Annotated in this window: 19 protein-coding genes; 17 read left to right on the forward strand and 2 right to left on the reverse strand. The window is 33.4% G+C overall.

What is annotated here, in order from left to right; all coding sequences use genetic code 11:
• Positions 1 to 11 precede the first annotated feature (11 nt).
• From FC72_RS08430 to FC72_RS08490, 13 genes are all read left to right on the forward strand, one after another.
• A complete protein-coding gene (locus FC72_RS08430; RefSeq protein WP_057766731.1) occupies positions 12 to 1,799 on the forward strand; it encodes an FtsX-like permease family protein in 1,788 nt (595 codons plus the stop codon).
• A gap of 511 nt (positions 1,800 to 2,310) precedes the next feature.
• Positions 2,311 to 3,042: an amino acid ABC transporter ATP-binding protein gene (locus tag FC72_RS08435; RefSeq protein ID WP_164477901.1), complete on the forward strand. Its 732-nt coding sequence runs from the start codon at positions 2,311 to 2,313 to the stop codon at positions 3,040 to 3,042.
• A gap of 18 nt (positions 3,043 to 3,060) precedes the next feature.
• The gene (locus tag FC72_RS08440) at positions 3,061 to 3,888 is read left to right on the forward strand and encodes a glutamate ABC transporter substrate-binding protein (protein WP_057766735.1); all 828 of its coding nucleotides are present in this window, start codon (positions 3,061 to 3,063) and stop codon (positions 3,886 to 3,888) included.
• Entirely contained in the window at positions 3,885 to 4,523 is a 639-nt protein-coding gene (locus FC72_RS08445) for an amino acid ABC transporter permease (protein WP_057766738.1), read from the forward strand. Before FC72_RS08440 ends, FC72_RS08445 begins: the two co-directional genes overlap by 4 nt.
• Before the next feature lie 13 nt (positions 4,524 to 4,536).
• Positions 4,537 to 5,190, forward strand: a complete 654-nt coding sequence (locus FC72_RS08450) for an amino acid ABC transporter permease (protein ID WP_057766740.1) — start codon at positions 4,537 to 4,539, stop codon at positions 5,188 to 5,190.
• 408 nt (positions 5,191 to 5,598) lie between these two features.
• Complete coding sequence (gene nhaC, locus FC72_RS08455) at positions 5,599 to 7,008, forward strand: Na+/H+ antiporter NhaC (RefSeq protein ID WP_057766741.1); 1,410 nt, start codon at positions 5,599 to 5,601, stop codon at positions 7,006 to 7,008.
• A 190-nt stretch (positions 7,009 to 7,198) separates the two neighbouring features.
• A complete protein-coding gene (locus FC72_RS08460) occupies positions 7,199 to 8,104 on the forward strand; it encodes an efflux RND transporter periplasmic adaptor subunit (protein ID WP_057766743.1) in 906 nt (301 codons plus the stop codon).
• 11 nt (positions 8,105 to 8,115) lie between these two features.
• Positions 8,116 to 8,787, forward strand: coding sequence for an ABC transporter ATP-binding protein (locus tag FC72_RS08465; RefSeq protein WP_057766745.1), 672 nt, complete (start codon positions 8,116 to 8,118; stop codon positions 8,785 to 8,787).
• Complete coding sequence (locus tag FC72_RS08470; RefSeq protein WP_057766746.1) at positions 8,787 to 9,941, forward strand: ABC transporter permease; 1,155 nt, start codon at positions 8,787 to 8,789, stop codon at positions 9,939 to 9,941. Before FC72_RS08465 ends, FC72_RS08470 begins: the two co-directional genes overlap by 1 nt.
• An 8-nt stretch (positions 9,942 to 9,949) precedes the next feature.
• Positions 9,950 to 10,405: a hypothetical protein gene (locus FC72_RS08475; RefSeq protein WP_057766748.1), complete on the forward strand. Its 456-nt coding sequence runs from the start codon at positions 9,950 to 9,952 to the stop codon at positions 10,403 to 10,405.
• 92 nt (positions 10,406 to 10,497) lie between these two features.
• Entirely contained in the window at positions 10,498 to 11,130 is a 633-nt protein-coding gene (locus FC72_RS08480) for a hypothetical protein (protein WP_162253528.1), read from the forward strand.
• Positions 11,131 to 11,166: 36 nt separating this feature from the next.
• Positions 11,167 to 11,370 carry a hypothetical protein gene (locus FC72_RS08485; RefSeq protein WP_057766752.1) on the forward strand — a complete coding sequence of 68 codons (204 nt, stop codon included), beginning with the start codon at positions 11,167 to 11,169 and terminating at the stop codon, positions 11,368 to 11,370.
• A 152-nt stretch (positions 11,371 to 11,522) separates the two neighbouring features.
• The gene (locus tag FC72_RS08490) at positions 11,523 to 11,738 is read left to right on the forward strand and encodes a P8 family protein (RefSeq protein ID WP_057766754.1); all 216 of its coding nucleotides are present in this window, start codon (positions 11,523 to 11,525) and stop codon (positions 11,736 to 11,738) included.
• Between the two features lie 54 nt (positions 11,739 to 11,792).
• On the opposite strand, the gene FC72_RS08495 is transcribed toward FC72_RS08490, so the two are convergent.
• Entirely contained in the window at positions 11,793 to 13,487 is a 1,695-nt protein-coding gene (locus FC72_RS08495) for a hypothetical protein (protein WP_057766756.1), read from the reverse strand.
• Between the two features lie 339 nt (positions 13,488 to 13,826).
• Here FC72_RS08495 and FC72_RS08500 point away from each other — a divergent pair, with 339 nt between their 5' ends.
• Both FC72_RS08500 and FC72_RS08505 read left to right on the forward strand, forming a co-directional pair.
• Positions 13,827 to 14,549 (forward strand): NrtR DNA-binding winged helix domain-containing protein, encoded by a 723-nt coding sequence (locus FC72_RS08500; protein WP_057766758.1) that lies wholly within the window; start codon positions 13,827 to 13,829, stop codon positions 14,547 to 14,549.
• A gap of 105 nt (positions 14,550 to 14,654) precedes the next feature.
• Positions 14,655 to 15,839 carry an MFS transporter gene (locus FC72_RS08505; RefSeq protein ID WP_057766759.1) on the forward strand — a complete coding sequence of 395 codons (1,185 nt, stop codon included), beginning with the start codon at positions 14,655 to 14,657 and terminating at the stop codon, positions 15,837 to 15,839.
• Positions 15,840 to 15,987: 148 nt separating this feature from the next.
• Here FC72_RS08505 and FC72_RS08510 read toward each other — a convergent pair whose 3' ends face one another.
• Positions 15,988 to 16,647: a histidine phosphatase family protein gene (locus FC72_RS08510; RefSeq protein ID WP_057766761.1), complete on the reverse strand. Its 660-nt coding sequence runs from the start codon at positions 16,645 to 16,647 to the stop codon at positions 15,988 to 15,990.
• Between the two features lie 146 nt (positions 16,648 to 16,793).
• On the opposite strand from FC72_RS08510, the gene FC72_RS08515 reads away from it, so the two are divergent.
• Positions 16,794 to 17,414: an NAD(P)-dependent oxidoreductase gene (locus tag FC72_RS08515; protein ID WP_057766763.1), complete on the forward strand. Its 621-nt coding sequence runs from the start codon at positions 16,794 to 16,796 to the stop codon at positions 17,412 to 17,414.
• Positions 17,415 to 17,422: 8 nt separating this feature from the next.
• Positions 17,423 to 17,866 carry a flavodoxin domain-containing protein gene (locus tag FC72_RS08520; protein WP_057766765.1) on the forward strand — a complete coding sequence of 148 codons (444 nt, stop codon included), beginning with the start codon at positions 17,423 to 17,425 and terminating at the stop codon, positions 17,864 to 17,866.
• Positions 17,867 to 17,941: the final 75 nt, after the last annotated feature.

Below are 17,941 nucleotides of genomic sequence, written 5' to 3' on the forward strand. Positions count from 1 at the left end.
AGGAATAAAAATTGTTAAATAAACTAGCTTTAAGTGGTATCAAACACCGCTTGAGAGACTATAGTGTATTGTTTTCAGGACTTATCATAGCTTCAGCCATTTTTTACATGTTTATGTCACTAGCCACTAATAGTGCCTTTTTAAAATCAAATTCACCTGCGCAAGCTACTAGCTTCATCTACGGATTTGGAGTTGTACTATTAGCAATCATAACGATAGTTTATATAAGTTATGCTAATGGATTTTTACTCAGTATGAGGCAAAAAGAGTACGGAATGTTTATGATGCTTGGGGCCAAGAGTAGTAAAATTTCCAAAATGATTTTTGTTGAAACATTTACAATTGGTGCCATTGCAACTGTATTGGGTAGCGTTATAGGAATCATAGCGACTGGATTTGTTAGTCGATTAGTAATAGATGCACTAGATATGCAAGTTAAACATTTTAATAGTTTCTATTTACCCGCATTACTTAGTACTTTTGCATTTTTTATAGTGATATTTATTATCTCAGCTCTAAAGAATTCGATTTCAATCAGAAGAACTAAAGTTTTGACTTTATTACATAAAGATAGTCAACCTGCTCGTATTAAAAAGAATCCTATTTTAAAAGCATTTCAAGTTATTCTGGGAATTATCTTTTTAGCAATTGGTTATGCAACAATGATACTTATGGGAAGTAATGCAGCTTTGATCTATTTAGGTGTACCAGTTGCTTTGTTTACAATTGTTATTGGTACTTACTTTATGATCAATGCAGTTATCACAGCCGTTATATCAGCTTTAAAGAAGAATAAGAAATTTTCTCAAAAAGGTCTAAATAATTTTACCTTGTCACAATTGAGCTTTAGAATTTCAGATTACACAAAGATTCTTTCAATGGTCGCAATGATGTTTGCCTTAGCATTAGGTGCAATCACTGTTGGATTAGGATTCCAGAATCAAATTTCAACAGTAGTTGAAGGTCAAAACTATTACGACGTTACAGTAAATAATATCAATGATGCTCAACAAAAAAGAATCGATAAACTAGATACTAAAAAAGTGACAACTTATTCATATAAAGCTTCTAAGGGTACTATTTACTACCAAGCAAGTGAGTTTAAGAAGACACCATTTAAGTATCAAAAGTTTAATATGAAATCAATGATCAGTAAGACAACATCAACAACTGATCCTTCCAATGCCGATGTATCATTTGAACTATTGAATGCTAATTTACCAAGGTATAGAACTTCAAGAGTAGCTGTAGTTGATGATGCTAAATTTAATAGCATTGATTCTAAAAAGAGTAGTTTAACTTTAGTTAGAACAAAGTCATTCAACAAAAACTTAGCAGCAATCAAGAAAATAAACCAAGCTGAACAAAAGCGTTATCCGGAACTTAAAGACGCTGGTTTAAGTAAATATGATAGCTACGTTATGGTAAATGGAATTTTCTCAGGTTTAGAGTTCATGGGTCTATTCTTAGGAATCGCCTTTCTAGCAATGTTAGCAAGTTGTCTAATGTTCAAGATCCTATCAGGAGCTAGCAGTGATGTTAAACGCTACAACATGCTTTATAAGATTGGTACAAGAGCAAAGGTTTTACGTTCGACTATCAATAAAGAAATTGCCGTATTATTCGCAGTACCAGCTGGATTAGGTATTGTTCATGTATTAATTGGTCTTCAAATGTTTTCAAAAATCTTATATAAACCATATATGAATATTGAAATACCATTTGGAATATTTATTGTTTTGTATTTAGGTTATTACTTTATTACCCGTTACTTATACAAGAAAATTGTTTTAAAATAGTTCCCTTTGGGGAACTGGGGTCTGCAGGAACTATCCTTCCCACAGACCCCAGCTCCTCAAATGAGGAGCTTCCAATCCCCCGTTTATTAATGTGTGAAATCCTCAACAAATTTCCCGTAAATAAAAGGCCTCTGTTATTTCTAGACTTAGGAATAACAGGGGTTTTTGTGTGCTCTATTTGAGCGTTTTCATATTATTTTCTGTAATGAGTTAGATTTAATAAAATCACTAAATATATTATTAAGTTTATGTTCGGAAATTGCCATATTCTTAAAAATAAATAAAAAGTTTTAAAAAATAAAAAAATCTAAATCTGAGGTTTAATTATTAAACAAATGGTGGTATTACAGTGATTAGGTGATTTATTTGGGCGCTTAATAAACCGAACAAAGTGGGTCACTTAAATGATTTTTGTTGCTAAATGTTTTTTAAAACATTAAAATTTCTTTAATACATTTTTTTCAGTAAGAATTATATAGGGAAAAAGAAGGGAGAAAAGTTTATGTCATCAATGATCGAATTTCGTGACGTGCAAAAATATTACGGAAAGTTTCATGCACTAAAAGACATTAACTTAAAAATTGATAAAGGGGAAACTGTCGTTTTGATAGGCCCCTCAGGTTCTGGTAAGAGTACTTTAGCTAGAACAGTTAATGGTTTGGAGACTATTCAAAAAGGACAGCTTATTGTTAACGGACGTGATATTGCCGATAAAACAACTGATATTAATAGAATCAGAACTGATGTTGGTATGGTGTTCCAGCATTTTAATTTGTATGCAAACAAAGATGTTTTAGAGAATGTTATGTTGGCACCTAGAATTGTTTTGAAGTTAAGTGAAGAAGAAAATAAAAAGACAGCTATGAACTTGTTAGATCAAGTTGGATTGGCTGACAAAGCTCATAATATGCCTTCACAAATATCTGGTGGACAAGCTCAGCGTGTGGCAATTGCTAGATCACTTGCTATGAAACCTCGTTGTATGCTATTTGACGAACCTACAAGTGCCCTTGACCCTGAAATGATCGATGATGTTTTGGGCGTTATTAAGTACGTTACAAGTCAAAGTGATATGACATCACTCATTGTTACTCATGAAATGGGATTCGCAGAAGAAGTTGCCAACCGTGTTATTTTTATGGCCGATGGACAAATTCTTGAAGATGACAAAACTGAAACATTCTTCAAGAACCCTACAAATGAACGTGCTAGTCAGTTCTTAGGTAAGATTATTAAGCATTAAAGAGGGGGAGTAGCAGATATGAAAAAGTTTAAATATGTAACACTTTTGATTACGTCTTTACTCCTTGTTTTGACGTTGGCGGGTTGTGGATCTCAACCTTTGTCATCTCAAAATATTTTAGAAAATGATAAGAAATCTAACACTATTACTTGGGGAGTTAAGGCTGATCAAAAATTGATCGGTTTAATTGATGTTAAAGACGGCCAAGAAAAAGGTTTTGAAATTGACTTGGCTAAGGCTATTACTAAAAAGGTTCTAGGTAAAGATGGTAAGGCAAAGTTTGTAACCGTTACATCACAATCTAGAATTCCTTTATTAAAGAATGGAAATATTGATGCGATTATTGCAACAATGTCTATTTTGCCTGATCGTAAAAAAGTGATCGATTTCTCAGATTCATATTTTGATGCTGGACAATCGATCTTAGTTAAAAAAGGTTCATCAATTAAGAGCGTTAAAGACTTAAACGGTAAGACCGTTACAAGTGCCGTGGGATCTAATTCTGTTGATAATATTCAAAAGATTGCTCCAAAAGCACGAGTACTTCAATTACCAGACTTTGCTCAAGCACTGACAGCTTTGAAGTCTGGACAAGGTGAAGCGATGACGACTGATAATGTCATCTTAGCTGGTCTTGCGGTTGAAAACCCTGGTTATAAATTAGTTGGTGGTACTTTCACTACTGAACCTTATGGTATTGGTATCAATAAGGGACAAGGTGACTTTAAAAAAGCAATTAATAAGGGCCTAAAAGAAGTTATTGAAGATGGTACATATAACAAGCTGATTATGAAGTGGTTTGGAAATGTTCCTGGATTTGACTATAAGGAGGTGCTCAGAAAATGATAAAACTACTTGTAGATAATTGGTCATCATTTATTTCTGGATTTGGATGGACTGTTTTATCCAGTATTGTGGCCTTGTTTTTCAGTTTGATCATTGGTTCCCTCTTTGCAATTTTAGAAGTTATGCCTAGTAAAGTTGCTCGTGTGATCGGGAACGTTTATGTTGAGATTTTTCGTAATATTCCACTACTAGTTATTACTATGTTCTTCTACTTGGTAATTCCTTTATATGTAGTTAAGATCAACGGATTTACAGCAGGTACGATTGGATTAACGATTTATACATCAGCCTTTATCGCTGAAACAGTTCGTTCAGGAATCAATTCAGTTGATATTGGTCAAATGGAAGCTTCACGTGCTCAAGGTATGACTTTCTGGCAAGCTATGCGTTATATCGTTTTACCACAAGCCTTCAAGTTAGTAATTCCTCCACTAGGAAATCAATTTATTAATTTGGTTAAAAATTCGTCAGTTCTAGCCTTTGTTGCTGGATTTGATTTGATGTATCAAGGAAATGCTATTGCTTCAACAACCTTTGAAACAGTAAATACATATATCGTGGTTGGCTTGTTCTACTTGGTTATAACATTACCGATCAGTTATTATATGCAACATCTAGAAAGAAAATTAGCTTAGAGGGGGACGTATTATGCAAAATTGGATAGATGCTTATTCATGGATAAATATACGATTCCTTCTCCAAGGGTTGGGAATCACTATTTTAATTTCCGTTATTTCAGTTGTATTGAGTTTTATCTTTGGATCAATCTTAGGGATTATTAGATATGCTAAAATTCCGTACTTTTCAAGAATTATAGGGTTTATTATCGATGTTGTTCGTAATTTACCTTTACTATTGATTATCTTCTTTACATATTTCGGATTGCCTGCGTTTGGGTTCAAACCAGATACGATTCCAGCCGCGATACTTGCGATGACGTTCTTTGAATCGATGATGATTGCAGAGATCATTCGTTCAGGTATTTTGGCTGTTGATATCGGTCAAATGGAAGCAGCTCGTGCTCAAGGTATGAAATTAGGACAAGCAATGTGGCATGTTATTTTGCCTCAGGCTTATAAAAAGATGATACCAGCATTGGTTAGTCAATTTATCTCATTGATCAAGGATACATCACTTGCAACAATCATCGTTGTGCCAGAATTGATGCAACATGGACAAGTAGTATATGGACAAAATCCTAACTACATTATTCCTGTCTTTGTAATTATGGCTGTAATGTATTTTGTCGTTTGTTATGCTTTGTCACTACTTTCAAAATATATCGATAGTCGAATGGCGTAATTTAAAATTAGAAAATTATTAAAACAATAACTTGACTTGTAATTTAAACACTGTTAGTATTCATATCAATCACATAAACAAATTAAGTGTTTGAACTAAGTAATGCTGTATCTGTGTGTAAGAAAGCCGGTGGTTGATGCGAATCGGTCAGGATATAGTACAGAAATACCAAACATGACTTGGTTATCCAAGCGGTAAAAAAGAGAGCCGTTATCTCTCAAGAGTGGAGCAATAGTTTTTAGACTATTCTCAAATTGGGTGGTACCACGGTAAAAGTCGTCCCTGTTATTTAGATATAACAGGAACGGCTTTTTTTATATTCAGGGGGTATTTAAATGGAAACTTCAGGCGGTAATCCTCGATATTGATTCGACGATTTAAAGCAAAAAATTCGAGGAGATTATAATTATGGAAAATAAAGTAAGTTTTAGAGAATCAATTACGATTCTAATAGTAATGTTAATAGTTTTAGGTACTAGTGTTATCAAGTTTGGTCTTTCACCACAAACTCCAGTCTTGGTAGTTATTGGCTTACTCATTCTTTGGGCAAAAATAAGAAAGAGTAGCTGGGATGATATTCATAACGGAATTATGGATGGTGTTAAAAACGGAATTGTGCCAATTTTTATTTTTATTTTAATTGGTGCTTTGATCGGAACATGGATCGCTGCTGGAATTATTCCTTCAATGATGGTAGCTGGATTCCATATGATTTCGGCTCAATGGTTTGTTCCTTCAGTTTTCTTAGTTTGTGCTTTGATCGGAACTTCTATCGGTAGTGCATTTACAATTATTTCAACTATCGGTATTGCACTATTTGGAATGGGAACAACACTAGGCGTTAATCCAGCATTAGTAGCTGGCGCAATTATTTCAGGTGCTATCTTTGGTGATAAAACTTCACCACTTTCAGATTCAACTAATTTGGCTTCAGCCATTGCTGGATCAGACTTATTCAGCCATATTAAAAACTTGATGTGGACAACAATTCCTGCATTTTTGATTTCATTGATTTTATACGCTGTTATTGGAAAAAGTGGATCAGGTGCTAGTTTAGGAAAAATAAATACTACCTTAAATGTTTTAAACTCTAACTTTACAATTACATGGTGGGCAATCTTACCAATCGTCTTACTATTCATTTGTGCTTTCTTAAAAGTTCCTGCAATTGCTACATTGATCTTAAATATTACCGTTACCATTGGTATGATCTTTATCGAAAATCCTTCAACACCAATCAAGTCAGTTGCTGGATTTATTGAATCAGGATTTGTTTCAAAGACTGGTAATGCTAGTGTTGATGCTTTACTTACTCGTGGTGGTATAAGTTCTATGATGGGAACTGTTTCATTGATTTTCCTTACATTATCATTAGGTGGTTTATTGATGAAATTTGATATTATTCAAACAGCCATGCAACCACTTGCTAAACGTCTAAAGACATCAGGTCCATTAGTTACAGCTACAATTCTGTCAGGTATCGGTGTTAATATTTTCGTTGGTGAACAATACTTATCAGTTATTCTTCCTGGTAAAGCTTTCAAGGAAACATTTAATAAGCGTGGTCTTGATAATTTGGCTCTCAGTCGTGTACTTGAAGATGGTGGTACAGTTATTAATTACTTGATTCCTTGGGGTGTTGCAGGTGCCTTCGCTGCCAATACGCTTGGAGTATCAACCTTAGAATTTCTACCATTCTGTTTCTTCAGTTTACTCTCACCAGTTCTTTCTATTATTAGTGGATTTACTGGAATTGGATTGAAACGTTTATCTAGTTCAAAAAAGTCAGTTAAAAACTCTAAAGCAGTGACTGCATAAAATTTGGCAAAACGTCAATTAAATAGATATAAAATGATTTAAAATTCAATATATTTAATTTTATTAACTATAAAAAGCGTAATAACGACTATATTAATCAAATAGTTGTTATTACGCTTTTTGGGTTATTTTGAAATTAAAAGATGAACTGTTATCCTTAAAATTATCTATATATAGGGAGAATTATTGAATGAAAAAAGTTAAGGTCGCCATCTGGGGAATTAATGTCATTTTAGTTGGTATAGTTTTGTTTTTAGCGTTAGGTAAAGGAAATACAGACGAACCTAAATATACTACCTATACAGTAAAAGCTCAGAGTACAAACTATTTTACAGGTGTTGTGCAAGCTGATGAAAAAAATGCAGTAAGTGCTGATCCAAAGTCTTCTGATGAAGTTTTGGCTTCAACACAAGTCAACAATGGACAAAAGGTTATTAAGGGTCAGACACTTTTTACTTTTTATGAGGATATGACTAGTGAAATAAATAGTGTGAATTTAGAAATCAGTCAAATTAATTTAGCTATTCAAGAAGTAAATAAGAATACAACTAAAACTACTGATGACAAAATGGAATTAGCCAAAGATCAACAAAGTCTAGCTGAAGCTCAAGATAAGTTAAACAAATTGAATAAACAACAAAATCGCGTTGTTACAGCTCCAATTTCAGGGACTTACTATAAGGATAGCGAAGGTCATAGTTATATTTATGGTAATCCGATTATTCTTGGTAATGTTAATGAATTTAGTTTGGATAAAATCAAGATCGGTAAAAGTGTGACTGTTGTAAAAAATAATGGTAAAGAAATTGCTGGTACATATTCACAAAAAGATGCTATTCCATATAATAATGCAGCTGTCTCTTATTATCATTTCCAAGTAAGTACAGATGAAAAATTGCCATATGGTATGCATGTCCAAATAAAAAATAAATCGTTAGGATACAAAATCCCTGCAAGTGCGGTTAAAGATGAAGACACAGTATATCTATTAAAGAATAATAAGAAACATAAAGTGATTTTGAACTTAACTAAGCATGGAAATGCTTACTACACTAAAGAAGATATCAAGGCCGGCGACAAGCTAGTCTTGTTTTAGGTGGTGATCATATGCTTAAAGTAACCAATATTGGTAAAAGATATGGTAAATTCATTGCCTTAGAAAATATAAATCTCGAAGTTGCAGACGGAGAATTTTTGGCAATTATGGGTCCGTCTGGTTCTGGAAAATCGACTTTAATTAATATCTTAGGTTTATTAGACCAAAAATATACTGGGGAGTATTTATTAAAAGATAAGTCTTATAAAGAAACTAATGATAATTATTTATCAAAAATTCGTGGCGATCAATTGGGCTTTGTTTTTCAAAATTTTAAATTATTAACTACTTATAGTGTTTATGAAAATATAGAAGTTCCTTTAATTTATAGCAAACAAAAACAAACTAATAAACATGCATTAGTAGAAGATGTGATAAAAAAAGTTGGTTTAGAAGGAAAAGAAAAGAATCTCCCATCAGAACTATCAGGTGGTCAACAACAACGAGTAGCCATCGCTAGAGCTATTGTTAATCGCCCTAACTTAATTATTGCTGATGAGCCAACAGGTGCCCTAGACTCAAAAACAAGTACCGAAATCATGAATATATTTACCGAACTTAATAAAACTGGAACCACGATCATAATGGTTACTCATGATAGTGAGGTTGCGGACTATGCGATGAGAACAGTTTATATACATGATGGACATCTATATGATGACGAAAAGAGTGTGAAAAAATAATGATAGATAAAATTATGATGGCACTCAAATCAATTGATAAAAATAAGAACCGTAATTTCTTAACAATGTTAGGCATCATTATTGGAATTGCTAGTGTTATATGTATTTTGGCCATTGGGGATGGATTTACTCATGTCGCTACTAAGGGGATGCAAAATCATAACACTAAAAATAAAGTTACTCTGGAATTTACCGCTTCGTCTGATGAGGATACTAAAAGTGGATTCACTAGAAATGATTTAGCAGTTTTAGAAGGAATAAAAGGTGTCGATCACGTTAAGTTAACAAGTAGTAATCCGGAAGCTAGCGTTACAGTTCAACACAAGACTAAAAAAACGTCTGCGACTTTAAACAAATCACCAAAAAAATTGAAACTTTATAAGGGATTTGGGACAAAAGTAGATGCTGGCGATACAGGAAATATTTTTATATCTAAAGATTTAGCCGATCGAGCTTTTAAAGGTAAGGCGTTAAATAAGAGTCTAGTTATTAATGACAATGTTTTTGTTGTCAGAGGAATTTATAAAATCGGTGACTTTGAATATCGTCCAGATATATACGTTTCTAAAACTATATTCAAGCAATTATTTGCAAGTCAGATATCACAAGATGAGGCCAAAATATCTGTAAATCCATCAGCCAGTAAAAAAGCTGTGGGTAAGAGTGCGGTCAATGAAATGAAGAAGTTCGGTGAAGATGCCAAACTTGGTAAATATTCAATTTCTCATCCTGATCAAATTAGTAAGAGTTTTACTAAGACTTTAAATAATATTACTTATTTTGTTGCATTTGTGGCAGGAATATCATTATTGATCGCTGGTATCGGCGTTATGAACGTTATGTATATTACTGTTTCAGAACGTAGAAAAGAGATTGGTATCAGGCGTGCCTTTGGTGCAACTGCTGGTGATATAAGAAATCAATTTCTTATTGAAAGTATTGTTCTTTGTTTAATAGGTGGATTGATAGGAATACTTTTGGGTTATGGAGTAGTATCGATCATCAACAGCTTTTTGCCATTTAAAGCGATGGTAACAACATATGCAATTATTATGTCACTGTCAGTTTCTACAGGAGTTGGATTAGTCTTTGGATTTATTCCTGCCAATAAAGCTGCTAAATCTCCACTTGTAGGACTGCTTAAAGAAGAATAGGGGACTTTATGAAAAAAATATATGATTTAGATAAAGTAAGTTTAGTTGGAATTTTCTTAATGTATTTCTTTTTAGAAATCATCATGTTGTTTCTTGGTGATAAAAATATGGTAGGTGCGCCAGCAGCTGCCATGAAATTCAAATTTTTTATTTTTGCCATTAAAGCAATATTATCCTTTGCCGTTTTTTATGGTATTTTCTATCTTTTATTGAAAAATACTAAGGCTGATATGAGAGTTGTTTTTGTAAACATCATTGTTGGACTTGTTGTAACTTCAATTTTGAGTTCGTTAGTGTTTGCCTTTATAAGTAAAGACGCCAATATTTTGTATAGAATAATTACAGGAGCAATAGGATTTGGTTTGATGATGTGGTTGAATTGGAAAAACTTAAAAATCGATCAAACAAATAAAATTAAAATTACAGTTTGGAACGTCATCTGGTTTGTATTAAGTATCGTGTAGATAATAAAATTTCATACTGACAAATAATGGCAGGGCTATCTTAGTCCTGCTATTATTTTGGTATGAAGAGAATATTTTGGATAGTGTTGCCGATGTTAATGCTGGTCGGTTGTCATCATAATAAACAACAATCTGTAATATCAAAAAATAAACAGCGATGGAATCAAGAGACCAAAAAAGCTGAGGTCAAAAAAAGCCCCAGCTTTGGAATGATGGATTATAGCAATGAACCATTGACTTGGCATAAATTTAAAAAACAAAATGATTCGATCATCTTAGGAACTGTTATTGATTATAAGAAGAATAAAAATCAGACAATGTTTCCTACTACTTCGGTACAAGTAAAAGTAGATAAAGTATTGGCTGGTAAAAAATTTAGTAAATATATAACAACTGTTTTTCCTTCAGGTTTTGGGTATGAGGATAAAATTGAAACAAATATTGAAGGAAATAATGCGGATGGGATATCACATAAGGAATATTTATATCAGAAAAAATCTTTCCCACTGCCTAAAATTGGTAGTAAATTTGTTACAGGGATAGTAAAAGATCAAGGAAAGTATCAAGTGAGTGCGCCTTTATTTAATTTTTGGACTTTTAATAAAGGTCAATTGAAATTGAATAATTTAGATATTAGGAATATTGAAAATGATGAAAAAGTTGATCAATTACGTGATTTAACTGAGTTTTTGAATTGCAAACTAAACAGTAGCCATAATAAATAAATCATGCTATTCTTTTCGCAAAAAGGGGATAGGGTCATGATGTACAGTTCAACCATTGTAGTAGTTCTTCTTTTGGCATTAGTTTGGTATGTATTTTCCAAGAATGATGGTAAATCATTTAAATTTAATAAGAATAGAGCACCTATTATTATTGGTATTGTTGTAGCTGTGCTATTTATATTTACAGTCATACCAGCACTTCACATGTTCCCGTTCACTCAAGGTTATTGTTTTAGATAATTTGAAAATTAGCTTTGAAAGTGGTTACCTTACTGGCACAAGCGACTACCTTGACGTTTCAGAAAATAAAAATAAAATAGGTGTATTTGCTAAACATTCTAACTTAAGTGACCTACAATAGAAGTTGTAAATAAAGAAAGGAAGCTTTAAGAATGGCTGTATCAGTAGATAAAACAAGTTTATTAGATATGAGAATGAATGAAGTTTTTGATTGGAGTGACTCAACACTACCAGTTAGAGATGCTATCTGGGATCACTTTATGGAAGCATCAAATCATAACACTGATAAGACAGCGGTGGAAGCTAAGAAGTATGAAGATATGAGCGAAGCCGACTTGAAACCAGCAGTTGAAAAGCTACTTAAGTAAAATAGGATTTAGGATAATAAAAAAAGCAGATCAGGCGACCTGCTTTTTTGTTGTCTAATTATTCATTAATTGATTTAATAACTCTTTTGCTGATTCTTGTAAACTATCTTTTGACTTATCATAGCCAAGATGAGTATAGATCTCACCAACATAAACGTTGTCTTTGTAAAGTTTGTTGAAAACTTTATCGATAACTGGGCGAGTTTTTTCTTCTTCTTGCACTGGTCCAAATGGATTAGCAAAGAATGTAGTACTCATTCCGACTTCATCAGTTGTTCCAAGAGCTTTTCTCTTACCAGCGATGAAAGTTGCTTTAGCTTCATCTTCATTAGGGAATTGATGCAATCCTATTTCAGAATCGTAGTTATTAGCATATACCCACATGTCAATATGATGATGTTCCACCACGCGTTTGTATGTATTAGCTGGTAGAATAACACGAGCATTTTTTAGCTCAGGGTTTAAGTAGATACCACGGTCCATGTTGTTGAAGGCTACAGAGCTGCTTAAGTCATCTAGACGAACGAAAGCACCAGTTTCAGTACCTTGTGCGTAAACATTACCTTCATCATCAAATGCAAAACTACCCATATCATCAAAGATAGTTTCAATATTTAGAATTTTATCATCAGCAATTTCTTGTAAGGCTTCGATTGATTCAGATTTTCCGGCACCAGAGTCACCGAAGAAAACAACTGACTTAGTCTTACCATTTGAGAAGCTGATTCTAACCATTGAACCATGAATTGGAAGGCGATTTTCATAAATCATATGAAGATTATGAAGTGTTAAGCACATCTTTTTCATGTAACCAAAGTAAGTAGTTTTGTCATTATAAGGAACTTCACCGACCCAAAGGTCATTTTCTTCATCATGATAATAGTGACAAACGTCGCCTTCAGTTTTATCTAAACCAAAGAGTAAGATCTCATCAGGCTTTTTACCCTCAATGCTTGCTGTGTCAGCAACTTCAAACAAGTTGGCTAGAGCAATACCACTAACAAAATAGTCACGATGGAAGTAAATATAGGCTAAACTTTCTCCGATTTTAGCAGGGAAACAGAACCAATCTTTTTGATCACCGTCAAATTTAGCAATTGGATTGTCTTTAACAGCATCGAAGACACCTTCACGTTTATTACTCTTAGTGTGCATCATCATTGGAGGACGTAACATAAGAGTATCTAGGAATCTGATATTTTGAAGTGCTTCATATCCCTTAGGTGTAGGCCAAGAAATAGATTGTGTTAGCACACAAGCATTAGTACCAGCATTTACTTGACGATATGCTCGGTTAGAAAATCCTTGTAATTTCTCTTCAATTGCACGATATAGTTGGAGGACGATTTCGTTAAATCGGTTATCAATATCCATAAAATCGTTAGTTACGATTTCACTATTATGTTTATTGATCAGAGAAACTCTAAAGTATGAACGATAGAACGAGTACAAATCTTCAATACTTTTTAGTATCAAACTTCGGTCGTATTTTTCGTATCCAGATTTATTATCTACTAAGATAGCTTTCAAAGTATTTGTGTATGTCTTGGCATCTAATTTCTCAAAGTCATTAGTTGATGTTTTTTTGCTTTCTTTGAGATAAAGCTCTACTAATTTGGCAAAGCTTTCTGAGTTGATCAGTTGAAAAATATCGCGAACGTATTCTTCGTTATAGTTGATTACAGCTACTGAACGATCAGGATTAATATAAAATCCTTCGGTTTCAACAGCGCTTGATGGTTTCAACATATATAAAATTTCCCCTTTCAATTTAAAGACTTAAACTACATTCTAAAACATTTTACTGAAAACTTATACACTAAGTTAAATGAAAATGAGATTTTTTTAATAAATAATTTAAATGAAAACGTTTTTTCTAATAATTGTGGTAAGCGGATAACATTAGCTACCACTGGTGTATCACTTCATTTTAACAAGTGCAGCATTATTTCTAATGTTAAGTATAAAAAAACAAAAAAATCTTTTTTGATTAAAATAATTACAATACAATTATAATAATTCCGACAAATTAAACATAGTTAATTGCCTAGCACTTATTGTAAAATTAATTAAGGAGGGCAATTTAATATGGTAGAGATAAGCATTACTAACGTTATTTGGAGCTTTAATAGTAAAACAAAAGAATTGTTAGTTCTTTTATTGAAAAGAGCAGAAGATAAAATGTGGGGCCTGCCCACAACTTATTTACGTGAAGATGAAAATGCTGAAGAAGCTTCATTGCGCTTAGTACGAGAGAAAATTGGGGTTGATCTTCCATTGGTCAATACTGAGCAGTTAGCTACATTTACAGATATTCATCGTAGTAAAAAGAGAGAACTTGCTTTGACTTATATGATTTATTTACCAGATATGCCTAAATTGACTCCTGGATATGGCGCAGATGATGCGCAGTGGTTTAGTGTAGCGTCTGGTCATGATAATTACTTATTGAAGTATAAAAAATTGCAGTTTGAAACTTTAAGAGAAAATGTTGATAGGAATAAATTTTACGCTCATTCTGAGAAATACCGTAAGAACAGTGGATTGTTTTCTGATCACAGTTTGATTTTACGAACGGCTTTCAGTAGATTGAAGAACCGTCTTGACTATTCGCCAACAATATTACGAATTTTAGGACCAACATTTACACTAAAACAAGCTAGAATGGTCTATTCTATACTGTTACGTATTTCAATTTCAGAAATCGATAACTCAAATTTCCGTAAGACGCATCGCCGGCTGTTTCAAGAGGTAGGAACAGAAAACATAAAAGGGGCCGGCAGGCCAGGGAAAGTTTATCAATTAAAATAGTGAACTTGACATGACTTTTATTGTCATGTTATTCTTTTGAAGTTTTAAAAGTAAAATGTACCTAAATTACTTTTTTTATAAAAAATATAAACACGGAGATGTAATATGCAAAATGTTTTAACTAAAAGTAACAAATTATTATTTGTTATTGGTACTGCATGGCTCTTTGATGCCATGGATGTGGCACTATTATCATTTATTATGCCAATTGTTCAAAGTGAGTGGAAACTTGCTCCAGCACAAATTGGATACCTTAGTGCTGTAACATCCTTAGGTATGATCTTTGGGTCATTAGGATGTGGCTATTTAGCCGACAAGTTTGGTCGTAAGCACGTTATGATCGGGACTTTGATATTATTTTCAACAGGAAATCTTTTACTAGCTTTTACCCAAGATGTAAATACATTTATGTTAGTTAGATTTCTTACTGGAGTTGGACTAGGTGGAGAATTGCCAGTTGCTGCTACAATGTTGGCTGATTCATTTACAGGTAAAACTCAAGCTAGAATGTTAGTTTTAGCAGATAGCTTCTGGGCTATTGGTTGGATTCTTGCATCACTATTATCATTTTTAATAATGCCATTTTTCGGTTGGAGAATTACCGTTATAGCTACATTTTTTGTTTCTTTGTATGCTTTTGTTATGAGAAGACATTTACCAGATGAATATGAAAAAACAGAGCGAGAGAAAATCAATATTTTTAATTCGCTAAAGGAAATTTGGTCAGGACAATATCTACGTGCCACTAGTGTTTTAACAGTTTTATGGTTTGTAGTTATGTTCTCATACTATGGAATGTTTCTATGGTTACCAAGTGTTTTGGTATTAAAAGGATTTACAATATTTCACGGATTCGCTTATACATTACTAATGAGTTTGGCACAGTTACCGGGATATTACTTGGCAGCATGGCTAATGGGGAAAATTAGTCGTAAGAGAATCTTGATTATTTATCTTTTAGGTACAATTATCAGTGCATTTATTTTTGGAACTGCTAATAGTGAAATTGCTATATTTATTGGTGGTGCATTATTATCATTCTTTAACTTAGGTGCTTGGGGAACACTGATCGCATTCACACCAAGTCATTATGAAGCACAAATTCGTGGTGTCGGGGTTGGATTTACTCAATCAATCGGAAGAATTGGAGCAACTCTTGGTCCTTTCTTGATCGGTGCATTACTAGGTATGGGATTGAGCATTTCAATGGTATTCATGATGTTTGTCGCTGTTTTAGCAGTTGGTATTTTAGTTCTATTATTTGGAATAAGCGATGTTACTGCTGAATAAAGAGTGTTACAAAAGGCGGTCTGCCACCGGAACATGTTTAGAGTTATAAAGATTCAGAAATGCAAAAAGACGGAAACTTATATGGTTTCCGTCTTTTTTGTGCTTTATTTTAAACGAGTTCCAAGAGGCAAACCTCTTTGCACTCTCTTTAGATAATCATTTGGTTATAACTTGTAACTAAATTTTTACCATTATCGCGTTCAAGCATTGTTAAACTTGAGTTTCTTGGACTGTCTGTTACATCAAATTGTCCATCGCTATAACGGTCAGTGATTGATCTAATTGTTGTTCCGTGTGAAACAAGTAGTATCTTATCTCCATCTTTAGCTACTTTATCAATTGCATCAAATCCACGATTGATTCTTGACCAATATTCTTCAGCGTTTTCGGCGTCGTGGAATGGATCTGCTTCTTTCATGAAGTCTTTTGTAGCATTAAGATCGTATTTTTCAATAATATCGCTGAAACCTTTGGCACCATGTGGTTGTCCTACCATAAACCAAGCTTCAGGTGAATTCATTCCCTCAAAGTAACCATAAAATTGTTCTCTGAATTCCATCAACTTTGTTGGCTTTAATTTGTCTTTATTCATATTTTCATCAACGATTAATTTACATGTATCAATTGCACGTCTAGCATCTGATGAAAAAGCGGCACTGAAATCAACATCTTTTAAAGCAACGGCAGCTTTTTTGGCAATTTCTACTCCATTCGGTGCTAAGGGTGTATCTGACCAGCCTTGCATTTTGTTATAACGGTTGAACCAAGTACGACCGTGACGAATTAAATAAATTTGGTATTTTGCCATTTTGTTCCTCCTAAAGGTTTATCATCTTAATGATACTACATGTCTATCAATTACCGTCAAATTAAAAAGATTTGTTCTAATGAGCCTAATTTTTGGGAATTATTTGTCTACTTGTGTAAAGTAAAAAGTAGTGGGAGGTATTTGATATGAAAGTAGTTGTTATTGGAGCGAATGGTAAGCAAGGTTCGATGATTGTTGAGGAAGCATTTAGACGTGGCTTAGATGTTACATCGATCGTTCGAAGTGAGAAAAAATCCCCAACTGAAAAATTTTTGATCAGGGATGTTTATGATTTGACGCATGATGATGTTAAGGATTTTGATGTTTTAGTAGATGCCTTAGGATTCTTTGGTGATAAGGTAAAAGAATTTGTCCCTTCTACGAAACATTTGATTGATATACTGGAGAATACTAATACCAGATTGATGGTTGTAGGTGGTGCAGGGTCATTGTATGTGAATAAAGAACATACAAAGAGAAGATTTGAGCAAGATGATTTTCCTGATTTTGTAAAGCCACTTAGTGAGGAAATGGGAAAGGCATTGGATATCTTACGTAAAAGTGATATCGATTGGACTTATATTAGTCCAGCTGATGATTTTGATTTTGAATCGGCCAAAACGGGTAGTTATGTTCTAGCTGGAGAAGAAATGACATTTGATGAAAATGGCAAGAGTAAAATAAGTTACGCTGATTACGCTATAGCTATGGTTGATGAGATTGTGAATGCTAAGCATAAAAGAGAGCGTATCAGTGTTAGATGGTAGGTGTTTAAATGAGTAAAATATTTTTAGGTTATACAAGTCTTTCGGGACGTAATGAGATAGTTGCTAAACATTTGGCAAGTTATTTAGAGGAAAAGGGCGTTGAGGTAGTATTAGACCAATTGGTCGATGCAGATGCCTTTGATCTACCTGAGTATGACGCCGTTATAATAGAAACATATACATATAATGATGGCGAGATACCTGAAGAAGCGCAGGATTTCTTTGAAGATTTACAAGATGTAGATCTAGCTAAAACAAAATTTGCTGTACTAGGTGTCAGTTCTAAATCGCATATTCATTTTGGTAGAGCAGTAGATTACTTTACTATGGAAATGAATTCTAGCAATGGTGATCAAGTCGCTGATTCAGTTAAGATCAATGAATATCCAGATGATGATGACTATGCTCGTGTACATCAATTGGCAGACTATGTTTTGAAGAGTTTGAACTAAAAAAGTAGACAATCCCGTTCGGATGGTACTGCAACTATTTTTTGAGACAATAAAATAAAAGCACTTCTATTATTG

Source organism: Companilactobacillus tucceti DSM 20183 (assembly GCF_001434665.1).
GTDB lineage: Bacteria > Bacillota > Bacilli > Lactobacillales > Lactobacillaceae > Companilactobacillus > Companilactobacillus tucceti.